The sequence below is a fragment of the Pseudorhodoferax soli genome (assembly GCF_003337555.1).
GTDB lineage: Bacteria > Pseudomonadota > Gammaproteobacteria > Burkholderiales > Burkholderiaceae_C > Pseudorhodoferax > Pseudorhodoferax soli.
The window spans coordinates 192,560-205,664 of sequence record NZ_QPJK01000001.1; the positions used below are offsets into that span (position 1 = coordinate 192,560).

Sequence of the window (13,105 nt, forward strand, 5' to 3'; positions counted from 1 at the left end):
CAGCTCTTCACTTCAGGAATTCGGCGACCGCCTGGCGCTGGTCATCAGCCACAAGCGTAGGCGCATGGCCAACGCCTGGGAACTCCAGCAGCCGCGCGCGCGGGCCGCGCTCGGTCATCTGCTCGGCCGTCGCGCGCGTGAGCAGGTCGGAATCGGCCCCGCGCAACAGCAGCGTGGCGGCCTCGATCCGGTCGTACAGCTGCCACAGCACGGCTTCGCCCTGCCCGGCCGCCTGCTGCGTCAGCGCGCCGAGCGGCTCGGCGATGCGGGGGTCGTAGTGCAGCACGAGCGGGCCCTCCGGCTCGCCCGTCACAGCCGGCCGCACCATGTGGCGCGACAGGTCGAGCCACTGCTGCGGGCTGTGCGGGCCGAACCCGGTGGAAACGGCCCACATGGCCGACGCCGCCTGCTCGAGCGAGGCGAAGGTCCCGCTCTTGCCCAGGTAGGTGCCGATGCGCTGCAGCGCATCCCACTGCACCACCGGGCCAACATCGTTGAGCACCAGCCTGCGCACGGGAGCCGGCAGCGGCAACCCGGCCTGCCCGGCCACCACCAGTCCGATCAGGCCGCCCATGCTGGTGCCGACCCAATCGAGCCGCGAGATGGGCGACTGCGCCTGGAGTTGCGCCAGCATGGCCAGCATGTCGGCCGCGTAGACCGGGATCTGGTAGTGCGCCGGATCCGCCAGCCAGTCGCTGCGGCCACGGCCCACCACGTCGGGACAGACGACGCGCATGTGCGGCGCCAGCATGCGTGCCAGCGCGTCGAAGTCGCGGCCCTGCCGCGACAGCCCGTGCACGCACACCACGACATGCGGATTGCCGGTGTCGCCCCACTGCCAATAGGCCATGCGGTGGCCGTCCGTGCCGCCTGGTGCGGCAGCAGGACCGGGACAGACGACATGGTGCAGAACAGGAGCGGTCATGGTGCGGGATTCGTTGAATATGCGGCCAGCTGGCCCATCGTAAAGGATAGGCGCTGCCGCTGCAGTGCGGGCCGCTCCGCAGGTCCGCCGAATGGCGTACGCGGGCGGCCGGTCGGACTCAGCGCAGTTGCACGCCGCCCGAAACCGTCACCGTCACCATGCTCTTGCCGGCCTCGACCGGCACCGGGGCCGAGTCGGCGTAGGAGGCCTTGGCCTGCATGGGCATCATGCGCGGACGCGGCATGCCGCCCTCGTCGGCCATCACGGACACCTCGCGCAGGCCGTAGTCGGCAAAGCCGAAGCTCTTGGCGATGTCGGCCGCCTTGGCCTTGAACTGCGCGATGGCCTGGGCCTGGGCCTGGCCTTCCACCCGCGCCCGCTCCTCGCGGCTCAGGCTGAACGCGACCGAGCCGACCGTGAGCCCCTGCACGCGCCCGGCGGCGCTGCTGATGCGGCCGAAGTCGCGGCCTTCCAGCACGATCTCGGCCGTGCCCTGCCACGTGCTAATGCGGCCTTCCTTGGTGTAGCGCGGAGACAGGCTGAAGGCGCCGCTGCGCACGTCCATCTGGCCAGTCTGGGCGGACTTGCGCGCCTCGGCCAGCGCCGCGTCGATGGCGGTCTTGAGCTGGCTCTGCACGGCAGCGGCATCGGCCGCCTCGCGCGTGGTGCTGAGCGTCATGGTGAGGAAATCCTGCGGCACCTCCACCACGCCCGAGGCGGACAGCTGCACGACGTTTTGCGGCACCGGCTGCACGCCCTGGGCGTGCGCGGGCAGAAGGACAGCGGCACCCAGACAGGCGGCCAGCAACGAAGAATGCAGACGGGAAACGGACATGGAGGATGGGCCTTTCATTCGAAAAAACAGACCGTAGCACAGCGCATGCTTGGCCACGCGTCCATGGTCTACGCGAATCGCATACACCTCGTGAAGCCCATGCGCGCACTTGTAACAGTGTGTGCCGGACGGGGCTTTTTGGCGGAATCGCCAGCGGACCGTTGCAGAATTGCCGCTGTTACACATTTCTCAGCCCGCCCATGTCCCAGACTTCTTCCCGGCCCGACAAGATTTTGGTAGTGGATGACGATTCGCGCATCCGCGATCTGCTGCGCCGCTACCTCGTGCAGGAAGGCTTCGAAGTGATCCTCGCCGAAGACGGCAAGGCACTGAGCCGTCTGATGCTGCGTGAAACCGCCGACCTGATCGTGCTCGACCTCATGATGCCCGGCGAGGACGGTCTGTCGATCTGCCGGCGTCTGCGCGCCGCCAACGACCGCACGCCCATCATCATGCTGACCGCCAAGGGCGAGGACATCGACCGCATCGTCGGCCTGGAAGTCGGCGCCGACGACTACCTTGGCAAACCCTTCAATCCGCGCGAGCTGCTGGCCCGCATCCACGCCGTGCTGCGCCGCCGCCCGGTCAAGGAGGCGCCCGGCGCACCGTCCACCGACAACGAGGTGACGAGCTTCGGCCCCTTCGCGTTCGACCTGGGCGCGCGCACGCTGCGCAAGAACGGCGACGAGTTGCCGCTGACGACCGGTGAGTTCGCCATGCTCAAGGCCCTGGTGCGCCATCCGCGCCAGCCGCTGTCGCGCGAGAAGCTGGCCCTGCTGGCACGCGGCCGTGAGTTCGAGCCCTTCGACCGCAGCCTGGACGTGCAGGTCTCCCGCCTGCGCAAGCTCGTGGAGCAGGACGCCGCCGCGCCGCGCTACATCCAGACCGTCTGGGGCGTGGGCTACGTGTTCGTGCCGGACGGCGCCAACTGAGGCCTGCGCGCTCCCCTGTGGTGCCGTTCAGCCGCAGCACACAGCCCCCGGATTTCCCGGACGCCACCAGTCCGGCACCGCTGGAGCTGCTGCCCCCCAAGAAGAGCATGGTCCGGTCGCTGCTGGCGATCAACATGTTCTGGCGCACCTTCATCCTGCTCGCAGTGCTGCTGCTGGGCAGCATGCTGGCCTGGCTCAAGACCATGCGCGAGCTCGAATTCGAGCCCCGCGCGCTGCAGACTGCCCAGCAGATCGCGGCCCTCGTCAACCTGTCGCGTGCTGCGCTGCAGTACGCCGACCCGATCGCGCGCGTGTCCCTGCTCAAGGCCATGGCCGAGCAGGAGCGCGTGCGCATCGCACCGCACGAGCCCAGCGACAGCTACGTGCTGCTGGACGACGACGCACTGGACAGGCGCATCGTCTCCGCGCTCGAATCGCGCCTGGGGGCCGGCACGGTGGTCGCCAGTGCGGTCAACGGCGAGCCCGGCCTGTGGGTCGGCTTCACGATCAACGGCGACCCGAACTGGCTGCATACCGACCGCGAGCGCTTCAACCCGGGCGGCGGCCGCACCTGGCTGGTCTGGCTGCTGACCACAGGCGGCGTCTCGCTGGCCGGGGCTGCGCTGATCGCCGGCCTCATCAACCGCCCGCTCAAGCGCCTGCTGGTGGCCACGAGCCGGGTGCGCGAGGGCGATTTCGACGCTGGCCAGCTCGACGAAGGCGGCGTGACGGGCGAGATCCGCGAGGTCAACATCGGCTTCAACCGCATGGCCCAGCGCCTGGCCAAGATCGAGCAGGACCGCGTCGTCATGCTGGCCGGCATCTCGCACGACCTGCGCACGCCGCTGGCGCGGCTGCGGCTGGAGACCGAGATGAGCGTGGCCGACGCCGATGCGCGCGCCCACATGGTGGCCGACATCGAGCAGCTGGACCGCATCATCGACAAGTTCCTCGACTACGCGCGGCCGGACCACATGGACCTCAAGCCCGTGTCGCTGAACAAGATCATCGACGCCTGCTGCTACGCCGTGCGCGACCACGGGGACATGCGCATCAATGTGCAGCTGCCCGAGCAGCTGATGGTGATGTCCGACGCCACCGAACTCGCGCGCGTGCTGTCCAACCTGCTGGAAAACGCGCGCCGCTACGGCAAGACGCCCGGCACGGATGTGGCCGACATCGACATCGTGGCCAAGGGCCGCGACGAATGGGTGCTGATCAAGGTGCGCGACCGCGGCCCCGGCGTCAGCGAGTCGCAGCTGGCCGACCTGTCCAAGCCCTTCTTCCGGGGCGACACGGCGCGCACGGCAGCCACCGGCGCCGGGCTGGGCCTGTCCATCGTCGACACGGCCGTCCTGCGCATGGGCGGCGTGTTCCAGCTGGCCAACACGCGCACGGGCGGCCTGGCCGCCCACATCAAGCTGCGCCGCGCGCTGCGCTGATCAGGCCAAGCGCTCGAGCAGCACGGCGGCGCGCGCCTCCATGCTCTGGCCCTGGCCCACGGGGCCGAGCTTCTCGGCCGTCTTGGCCTTCACATTCACCTGGTCCACCTGCAGCCCCAGCGCCTGCGCGATGCCGCGCCGCATGGCCGGGATGTGCGGCATGAGTTTGGGCGCCTGGGCAACGACGGTGCTGTCGATGTTGCCGATGCGCCAGCCCTTGGCCGCCACGCGGCGCGCGGCCTCGACCAGCAGCTTCATCGAATCAGCGCCCGAGAACTGCGGGTCGGTGTCCGAAAAATGCGTGCCGATGTCGCCCAGCGCCGCGGCGCCCAGCAGCGCGTCGGTGATGGCGTGCAGCAGCACGTCGGCATCCGAATGGCCGAGCAGGCCGAGGTGGTAGGGGACCGTGACCCCGCCGATGATGAGTTGGCGGCCGGGCACGAGCGCGTGCACGTCCCAGCCTTCGCCGATGCGGAAGTTCATGGCTTGTCCTGGTCCCGGCCGCGCAGCACTTGCTCGGCCAGGGCGAAATCCTCGGGATAGGTGACCTTGAAGTTGAGCGCGCTGCCGGGCACCAGGCGCGGCGCCAGGCCCAGGGCCTCGATGGCGCTGGCCTCGTCGGTCACGGCGTCGGGCTCGCTCGCCAGCGCCGCGTCGAGCGCGCGGCTCAACAGGCCGATGCGGAACATCTGCGGCGTCTGCGCCAGCCATTTGTCCGCCCGCGGCAAGGTCGCGGCCACGCGGCCGGCGCCATCTTCCTGCTTGAGCGTGTCGGGCAGCCGGTGCGCGAGCAGGCCGCCGACAGCGTCGTCCCGGCAGGCGGCGATCAGCGCCTCGATCTGCGCCGGCGTCACGAGGCAACGCGCCGCATCGTGCACGAGCACCCAGTCGTCGCCACGCGCGCCCTGCTCGAACAGGTCGTGCAAGCCGTTGCGCACGCTGCGCGCACGCGAATCGCCGCCGCAGTCGCGCACCACGCAGGGCGCGCTGTGGTGCTCGAAGAAGTCGTCGCCGGGCGCCACCACCACGAGCACGTCGCGCACTGCGGGCACGGCCGCGAAGGCCGCCAGCGTGTGCATCACCATGGGCTGGCCGGCCACGTTCTGGTATTGCTTGGCCACGGATTTTTCGGCCATGGCACCCGGCGCCAGCGCGCGGCTGCCGCTGCCCGCGCAGGGGATCAGCGCGTAATACCGCGCCGAGGCTTGGGAATCGGTCATCACCGCGATTCTAGGAAGCTCGAACCGTCCATCGCCCACCCTGCCTAAAATGGTGCCAACACCCCCCGCCCTCACCCGGCGGGGGGCTTTTGCGTTTTGCGTCACGTCTGTCGCCCCCATGGATCTTCCCAAGCTCATCCCCGGCAAGCGCTTCACCTTGCCCCGTCCGCCCGGCTCGGCCGACGCGCTGCTGCTGGCCCGCCTGGCCGAACGCGAGAAGGCCGGCGGCAAGGTCGTCGCCATCGTCACCTCGGACGCCACCGACGCCCAGCGCCTGCTCGAGGAACTGCCGTTCTTCGCACCCACGCTGCGCTGCGCGCTGTTCCCCGACTGGGAGACCCTGCCCTACGACACCTTCTCGCCGCACCAGGACCTGATCAGCGAACGCCTGGCCACGCTGTGGCGGCTCTACGCAGGCGCGGCCCAGGGCGATCCGCAGGCCGGGGTGGATGTGGTGCTGGTGCCCGCCACCACGGCGCTGTACCGCGTGGCGCCGCCCAGCTTCCTGGCGGGCACCACCTTCCAGTTCAAGGCCAAGCAGCGGCTGGACGAGGGGCGGCTCAAGTCGCAGCTCACGCTGGCCGGCTACAACCACGTGACCCAGGTCGTGAGCCCGGGCGAGTACGCGGTGCGCGGCGGGCTGATCGACCTGTTCCCGATGGGCTCGCCCGTGCCCTTCCGCGTCGACCTGTTCGACGACGAGATCGACTCGATCCGCACCTTCGATCCCGACAGCCAGCGCAGCCTGTACCCCGTGCCCGAGGTGCGGCTGCTGCCCGGCCGCGAGTTTCCGATGGACGACGCCGGCCGCGCGCGCTTTCGCAGCCGCTGGCGCGAACTGCTGGAAGGCGACCCCACGCGCAGCCGCATCTACAAGGACATGGGCAACGGTGTGGCCACGGCCGGCATCGAGTACTACCTGCCGCTGTTCTTCGAGGAGACGGCCACCGTCTTCGACTACCTGGGCGCCGGCGCCACCGTGGTGCTGCACGGCGACCTGGAGGCCGCGTTCCAGCGCTTCTGGCAGGACACGCGCGAGCGCCACCGCGTGCTGGTCGGCGACCCGGACCGGCCGGTGCTGCCGCCCGAGGCGCTGTTCCTGTCCAGCGAGCAGTTCTACGGCCAGGCCAATGCCCACAGCCAGCTGGCGCTGCGCCCGGCGCAGGTGCAGACCAGCGACGCCACCCCCTACGCCGAGTTCGCGCCGCTGCCCCCGCTGTCCGTGGTGCGCGGGGCCGAGGAGCCGCTCGCGCGCCTGACCAGCCACCTGCGCAACACCCAGCAGCGCCTGTTGCTGCTGGCCGAATCCGACGGCCGGCGCGAGAGCCTGCTGGACTTCGTGCGCGCCAGCCAGCTGAGCCCCCCGGTGTTCGACAGCCTGGCCGAATTCCAGGCCAGCGACGAACGCCTGGGCATGGCGACCGGCGCGCTGGGCGTCGGCTTCTCCTGGCTCGAGGGCGGCGTCGACCTGGTGACCGAGACCGAGCTCTTCGCGGCCGGCCCGACAGCACGGCGCCGCCGCAAGCAGGAGCAGGTCAGCGATGTCGAGGCGCTGATCAAGGACCTGGCCGAACTCAACGTGGGCGACCCCGTGGTGCACGCCGCGCACGGCATCGGCCGCTACCTGGGCCTGGTGAATCTCGACCTCGGCCAGGGCAGCACCGAATTCCTGCACCTGGAGTACGCCGACAAGGCCGCGCTCTACGTGCCCGTGAGCCAGCTGCACCTGATCAGCCGGTACACCGGCGTGAGCGCGGCCGAGGCGCCGCTGCACAAGCTCGGCTCGGGCCAGTGGGACAAGGCCCGTCGCCGCGCCGCCGAGCAGGTGCGCGATGCCGCGGCCGAGCTGCTCAACATCTACGCCCGCCGGGCTGCGCGCGAAGGCCATGCCTTCCGCTACTCGCCGCAGGACTACGAGGCCTTCGCCAACGACTTCGGCTTCGAGGAAACGGCCGACCAGAAGGCCGCCATCCACGCCGTCATCCAGGACATGATCTCGCCCCAGCCCATGGACCGCCTGGTCTGCGGCGACGTGGGCTTCGGCAAGACCGAGGTGGCGCTGCGCGCTGCCTTCGTCGCCGTGACGGGCGGCAAGCAGGTGGCCTTCCTCGCACCCACCACGCTGCTGGCCGAACAGCACTACCAGACGCTGGTCGACCGCTTCGCCAAGTGGCCCGTGAAGATCGTCGAGATGAGCCGCTTCCGCTCGGCCAAGGAGATCACGGCGGCGGCCAAGGGCCTGGCGGACGGCAGCGTGGACATCGTGGTCGGCACGCACAAGCTGCTCAGCGCCTCGGTCAAGTTCAAGCACCTCGGCCTGCTCATCATCGACGAGGAGCATCGCTTTGGTGTGCGCCACAAGGAGGCCATGAAGGCCATGCGCGCCGAGGTCGACGTCCTCACGCTGACGGCCACGCCGATCCCGCGCACGCTGGGCATGGCGCTGGAGGGCCTGCGCGACCTGTCGGTCATCGCCACGGCGCCGCAGCGCCGCCTGGCCATCAAGACCTTCGTGCGCAGCGAGAACAACGGTGTGATCCGCGAGGCCGTGCTGCGCGAGCTCAAACGCGGCGGCCAGGTCTACTTCCTGCACAACGAGGTCGAGACCATCGAGAACCGGCGCGCCAAGCTCGAGGAACTGCTGCCCGAGGCACGCATCGCGGTGGCCCACGGCCAGATGCCGGAGCGCCAGCTCGAAGCCGTGATGCGCGACTTCACGGCCCAACGCAGCAACCTGCTGCTGTGCTCCACCATCATCGAGACCGGCATCGACGTGCCGACCGCCAACACCATCGTCATGAGCCGCGCCGACAAGTTCGGCCTGGCCCAGCTGCACCAGCTGCGGGGCCGCGTGGGCCGCAGCCACCACCAGGCCTATGCCTACCTCATGGTCCCGGACATCGAGGGCCTGACCAAGCAGGCATCGCAGCGGCTCGAGGCCATCCAGCAGATGGAAGAACTGGGCAGCGGCTTCTACCTGGCCATGCACGACCTGGAGATCCGCGGCGCCGGCGAGGTGCTTGGCGAGAACCAGAGCGGCAACATGCTGGAGGTGGGCTTCCAGCTGTACAACGAGATGCTGTCCGAGGCCGTGCGCAGCCTGAAGGAAGGCAAGGAGCCCGACCTGCTCTCCCCGCTGTCGGTCACCACCGAGATCAACCTGCACGCCCCGGCCCTGCTGCCCGACGACTACTGCGGCGACGTGCACCTGCGGCTGTCGTTCTACAAGAAGCTGGCCACGGCCAAGACCGCCGACCAGGTCGACATCCTGCTCGAGGAGATCGTCGACCGCTTCGGCAAGCTGCCGACGCAGGCGCAGACGCTGATCGACGTGCACCGGCTGCGCGTGCTGGCGCGGCCTTACGGCGTGGTCAAGGTCGATGCCGCGCCCGGCGTGATCCACATCACGTTCAAGCCCGACGCGCCGATCGAGCCCATGCGCATCATCGAGCTGATCCAGAAGAACAAGCACATCAAGCTCGTGGGCAACGAGAAGCTGCGCATCGAGCGCGAACTGCCCGAACCCAAGGACCGCGCCCAGATGGTGCGCGACGTGCTGCGCCACCTGGGCAAGCCCGTCACGCAAGCGGCCTGAAACACCCCGAACCACACCTTTTCATGACTGCATCCACCTTCGCACCCGGCCTCGTGGTCCGCGGCTTCACGCCCCCGCTCGCACTGGCCGATTTCAAGCTCATCGCGTTCGACATGGATTCGACGCTGATCAACATCGAGTGCATCGACGAGATCGCCGACGCGGTGGGCAAGAAGGCCGAGGTCGCGGCCATCACCGAGGCCACCATGCGCGGCGAGATCCGGGACTTCAAGGAAAGCCTCACGCGCCGCGTGGCACTGCTGCAAGGCGTGCCGGTGGCTGCTTTGCAGCAGGTCTACGACGAACGCCTGCGCCTGAATCCGGGCGCCAGCGAACTGGTGGCCGCCTGCAAGGCCGCGGGCCTCAAGGTGCTGCTGGTCTCGGGCGGTTTCACCTTCTTCGCCAACCGCGTGCGCGACCGGCTGGGCATCGATTTCACGCGCTCCAACCTGCTGGACGAAGCCGATGGCGTGCTCACCGGCCGCGTGGTGCCGCAGGCCTGGGGCGACATCTGCGATGGCGCGGAGAAGCGCCGCACGCTGCTGGAAGTGGCCTCGTTGCTGGGCGCCGTGCCTGCGCAGTGCATCGCGGTCGGCGATGGTGCCAACGACCTGCCGATGATGGGCGAAGCGGGCCTCTCGGTGGCCTACCACGCCAAGCCGAAGGTGCGCGAACAGGCCATGGTTTCCATCGAAACCGGCGGCCTGGATCGGCTGCTCGAACTGCTGCGCCGCTGAGGCCGCAGCCCCCGCGGACGAACGCGGGACAGCCATTGTGGGGGCTCCGGCGACCGCCCGCCCGATGGCTTTTGGAAGCCCCGCAACACCTTGCACATTTGTGGCTTGTGCCTTTCGGGGAAGGACTATGATGGTTCGAACCTTCCCGCCAAACGCCACCCAAAGCGTTGACAGCTGATCCCAATTCACAGGAGAAACGATGTCGATCTTTGCCCGTTACCAGGACCGATTCGAAGCCGCACAGGAAGAGGAAATGTCGGTCCAGGAATACCTGGAACTGTGCAAGCGCGATCCGACCGCCTATGCCAGCGTTGCCGAGCGCATGCTGCTGGCGATCGGCGAATCGGAACTGGTGGACACGCGTACCGATCCACGCCTGTCGCGCATCTTCGCCAACAAGATGATCCGCGTGTACCCCGCCTTCCGCGACCTGTACGGCATGGAAGAGGTGATCGAGAGCATCGTGGCCTACTTCCGCCACGCGGCGCAGGGGCTGGAGGAGAAGAAGCAGGTGCTCTACCTGCTGGGGCCGGTGGGCGGCGGCAAGTCCTCGCTGGCCGAGCGGCTCAAGTACCTGATCGAGAAGGTGCCGTTCTACGCGATCAAGGGCTCGCCCGTGCACGAGTCGCCGCTGGGCCTGTTCGATGCGAACGAGGACGCCGGCATCCTCGAAGGCGATTACGGCATCCCGCGCCGCTACCTGTCCACCATCATGAGCCCCTGGGCCGTCAAGCGGCTGCAGGAGTTCGGTGGCGACATCACCAAGTTCCGCGTGGTCAAGATCCGGCCCTCGGTGCTCAAGCAGATCGCCGTCTCCAAGACCGAGCCCGGCGACGAGAACAACCAGGACATCTCGGCCCTGGTCGGCAAGATCGACATCCGCAAGCTCGAGACCTATTCGCAGGACGACCCGGACGCCTATTCCTACTCGGGCGGCCTGTGCCTGTCCAACCGCGGCGTGCTCGAGTTCGTGGAAATGTTCAAGGCGCCGATCAAGGTGCTGCACCCGCTGCTGACCGCCACGCAGGAAGGCAACTACAAGGGCACGGAGGGCTTCGGCGCCATCCCCTTCGACGGCCTGATCCTGGCCCACTCGAACGAGGCGGAGTGGCAGGCCTTTCGCAACAACCGCAACAACGAGGCCTTCCTCGACCGGATCTACATCGTCAAGGTGCCCTACTGCCTGCGCGTGGCCGACGAGATCAAGATCTACGAGAAGCTGGTCGTCAATTCCTCGCTGGCGCAGGCGCCCTGCGCACCCGACACGCTGCGCATGCTGTCGCAGTTCTCGGTGCTCTCGCGCCTGAAGGAGCCCGAGAACTCGAGCATCTTCTCCAAGATGCGCGTGTACGACGGCGAGAACCTCAAGGACACCGACCCGCGCGCCAAGAGCTTCCAGGAGTACCGCGACTTCGCCGGAGTGGACGAAGGCATGACGGGCCTGTCGACACGCTTCGCGTTCAAGATCCTGTCGCGGGTGTTCAACTTCGACCACCGCGAGGTGGCGGCCAACCCGGTGCACCTCATGTACGTGCTGGAGCAGCAGATCGAGCAGGAGCAGTTCCCGCCCGAGGTCGGCGAGAAGTACCTGCGCTACATCAAGGAATTCCTGTCGCCGCGCTATGCCGAGTTCATCGGCAAGGAGATCCAGACCTCCTACCTCGAGAGCTACTCCGAGTACGGCCAGAACATCTTCGACCGCTACGTGGTGTACGCCGACTTCTGGATCCAGGACCAGGAGTACCGCGACCCGAACACCGGCGAGATCCTGGACCGCGGCGCGCTCAACGACGAGCTCGAGAAGATCGAGAAGCCCGCCGGCATCTCCAACCCCAAGGACTTCCGCAACGAGGTGGTGAACTTCGTGCTGCGCGCGCGGGCCCGCCAGGACGGCAAGAACCCGGCCTGGACCTCCTACGAAAAGCTGCGCGCGGTGATCGAGAAGAAGATGTTCTCCAACACCGAGGAGCTGCTGCCCGTGATCTCGTTCAACGCCAAGGCCAGCGGCGAGGAGCAGAAGAAGCATGCGGACTTCGTGAACCGCATGATCACCAAGGGCTACACCGAAAAGCAGGTTCGCCTGCTCTGCGAGTGGTATCTGCGCGTACGCAAGTCCTCGTGAGAAAGGCTTCCGATGACCGTGCGCATCGTCGACCGGCGTAACGACAGCAAGAACAAGAGTTCGGTCAACCGCAGCCGCTTCATCCGGCGCTTCAAGGGCCAGATCCGCAAGGCCGTCTCGGACGCGATCAACAAGCGTGGCCTCAAGGACCTGGACGAAGGCGAGAAGATCGGCATCCCCGGCAAGGACATCGACGAGCCGCAGTTCGAGCACGGCCGGGGTGGCGTGTGGGACGCGGTGCGGCCCGGCAACGACCGCTTCAACGCGGGCGACCAGGTCGACCGGCCCAAGGGCGGCGGCGCTGGTGGTGGCGGCAAGGGCCAGGCCAGCAACGAGGGCGAAGGCCTCGACGAGTTCGTCTTCACGCTGACCAAGGACGAGTTCCTGGACATCTTCTTCGACGAGATGGCCCTGCCCAACCTCGTCAAGCAGCAGCTGGCGCAGATCGAGCAGTACAAGCGCACGCGCGCAGGCTTCGTGCAGACGGGCGTGCCGACCAACGTCAACCTCACGCGCACCATGCGCGGCGCGGCGGGCCGGCGCATCGCCATCGGCGGACCCTATGCCACGCAGATGCGCGCGTTGGAAAAGGAACTCGCCGAGCTGCGCGAGACCCTGCCCGATGACCACCCCGAGGTCGAGCGCGTGCGCAAGGAGATCACCAAGCTCCGCGCCAAGATCGAGGCGATCCCCTTCGTCGACACCTTCGACCTGCGCTTCAACAACCGCGTGAAGACGCCCAAGCCGTCCACGCAGGCCGTGATGTTCTGCCTGCTCGACGTCTCGGGCTCCATGGACGAAGGCCGCAAGAACGTGGCCAAGCGCTTCTTCATGCTGCTGTACCTGTTCCTGAACCGGAACTACGAGCACATCGAGGTGGTGTTCATCCGCCACCACACGGTGGCCAGCGAGGTGAGCGAGGAAGACTTCTTCACCTCGCGCGAATCCGGCGGCACGGTGGTGTCCAGCGCGCTCACCTTGATGCACGAGATCGTCACGGCGCGCTATCCCAGCAGCCTGTGGAACATCTACGGCGCGCAGGCCTCGGACGGCGACAACTGGCATGACGATTCGCCGCGCTGCCGCGAGATCCTCGGCAACCAGATCCTGGAGCTCACGCAGTACTTCGCCTACATCGAGATCACCGATGGCCCGCCGCAGAACCTTTGGGAGGAATACCTGAAGCTGCAGGAAGCCCATGCCGGACGCTTCGCGATGCAGCGCATCGCCAACCTGGCCGACATCTACCCCGTGTTCCGCGAACTGTTCAAGCGCCGGGCCTGAGCCCCTGCCCGGC

10 protein-coding genes are annotated in these 13,105 nt (G+C 68.0%); 6 read left to right on the forward strand and 4 right to left on the reverse strand.

Going from position 1 to position 13,105, the window contains the following annotated elements; translation table 11 throughout:
• Positions 1–7: 7 nt before the first annotated feature.
• Both DES41_RS00830 and DES41_RS00835 read right to left on the reverse strand, forming a co-directional pair.
• Positions 8–925, reverse strand: coding sequence for an alpha/beta fold hydrolase (locus tag DES41_RS00830; RefSeq protein WP_114465049.1), 918 nt, complete (start codon positions 923–925; stop codon positions 8–10).
• Positions 926–1,043: 118 nt separating this feature from the next.
• Positions 1,044–1,760: an SIMPL domain-containing protein gene (locus tag DES41_RS00835; RefSeq protein ID WP_114465051.1), complete on the reverse strand. Its 717-nt coding sequence runs from the start codon at positions 1,758–1,760 to the stop codon at positions 1,044–1,046.
• A gap of 200 nt (positions 1,761–1,960) precedes the next feature.
• On the opposite strand from DES41_RS00835, the gene ompR reads away from it, so the two are divergent.
• Positions 1,961–2,692, forward strand: coding sequence for an osmolarity response regulator transcription factor OmpR (gene ompR, locus DES41_RS00840; RefSeq protein ID WP_056658593.1), 732 nt, complete (start codon positions 1,961–1,963; stop codon positions 2,690–2,692).
• Positions 2,693–2,712: 20 nt separating this feature from the next.
• Entirely contained in the window at positions 2,713–4,134 is a 1,422-nt protein-coding gene (locus DES41_RS00845) for a sensor histidine kinase (protein WP_245965532.1), read from the forward strand.
• Here DES41_RS00845 and ispF read toward each other — a convergent pair whose 3' ends face one another.
• Entirely contained in the window at positions 4,135–4,617 is a 483-nt protein-coding gene (gene ispF / locus DES41_RS00850; protein ID WP_114465053.1) for a 2-C-methyl-D-erythritol 2,4-cyclodiphosphate synthase, read from the reverse strand. It lies immediately after the preceding gene.
• Positions 4,614–5,354 (reverse strand): 2-C-methyl-D-erythritol 4-phosphate cytidylyltransferase, encoded by a 741-nt coding sequence (gene ispD, locus DES41_RS00855; protein WP_114465055.1) that lies wholly within the window; start codon positions 5,352–5,354, stop codon positions 4,614–4,616. The genes ispF and ispD overlap by 4 nt, the downstream gene beginning before the upstream one ends.
• Before the next feature lie 118 nt (positions 5,355–5,472).
• On the opposite strand from ispD, the gene mfd reads away from it, so the two are divergent.
• The 4 genes from mfd to DES41_RS00875 all read left to right on the forward strand — a co-directional run bounded on the left by mfd (position 5,473) and on the right by DES41_RS00875 (position 13,092).
• Complete coding sequence (gene mfd / locus DES41_RS00860; RefSeq protein ID WP_114465057.1) at positions 5,473–8,949, forward strand: transcription-repair coupling factor; 3,477 nt, start codon at positions 5,473–5,475, stop codon at positions 8,947–8,949.
• A gap of 23 nt (positions 8,950–8,972) precedes the next feature.
• Positions 8,973–9,686: a phosphoserine phosphatase SerB gene (serB, locus tag DES41_RS00865; RefSeq protein ID WP_114465059.1), complete on the forward strand. Its 714-nt coding sequence runs from the start codon at positions 8,973–8,975 to the stop codon at positions 9,684–9,686.
• Positions 9,687–9,885: 199 nt separating this feature from the next.
• On the forward strand, positions 9,886–11,808 hold the full coding sequence (locus tag DES41_RS00870; RefSeq protein WP_114465061.1) for a PrkA family serine protein kinase: 1,923 nt from the start codon (positions 9,886–9,888) through the stop codon (positions 11,806–11,808).
• A gap of 12 nt (positions 11,809–11,820) precedes the next feature.
• Positions 11,821–13,092, forward strand: coding sequence for a YeaH/YhbH family protein (locus DES41_RS00875; RefSeq protein ID WP_114465063.1), 1,272 nt, complete (start codon positions 11,821–11,823; stop codon positions 13,090–13,092).
• The last annotated feature ends 13 nt before the right edge of the window (positions 13,093–13,105 follow it).

What these genes read in the sequence shown, in the direction of transcription:
- DES41_RS00830 (WP_114465049.1), bottom strand. Translation starts at nt 925, where the DNA reads ATGACCGCTCCTGTTCTGCACCATGTCGTCTGTCCCGGTCCTGCTGCC.
- DES41_RS00835 (WP_114465051.1), bottom strand. Translation starts at nt 1,760, where the DNA reads ATGTCCGTTTCCCGTCTGCATTCTTCGTTGCTGGCCGCCTGTCTGGGT.
- ompR (WP_056658593.1), top strand. Translation starts at nt 1,961, where the DNA reads ATGTCCCAGACTTCTTCCCGGCCCGACAAGATTTTGGTAGTGGATGAC.
- ispF (WP_114465053.1), bottom strand. Translation starts at nt 4,617, where the DNA reads ATGAACTTCCGCATCGGCGAAGGCTGGGACGTGCACGCGCTCGTGCCC.
- ispD (WP_114465055.1), bottom strand. Translation starts at nt 5,354, where the DNA reads ATGACCGATTCCCAAGCCTCGGCGCGGTATTACGCGCTGATCCCCTGC.
- mfd (WP_114465057.1), top strand. Translation starts at nt 5,473, where the DNA reads ATGGATCTTCCCAAGCTCATCCCCGGCAAGCGCTTCACCTTGCCCCGT.
- serB (WP_114465059.1), top strand. Translation starts at nt 8,973, where the DNA reads ATGACTGCATCCACCTTCGCACCCGGCCTCGTGGTCCGCGGCTTCACG.
- DES41_RS00870 (WP_114465061.1), top strand. Translation starts at nt 9,886, where the DNA reads ATGTCGATCTTTGCCCGTTACCAGGACCGATTCGAAGCCGCACAGGAA.
- DES41_RS00875 (WP_114465063.1), top strand. Translation starts at nt 11,821, where the DNA reads ATGACCGTGCGCATCGTCGACCGGCGTAACGACAGCAAGAACAAGAGT.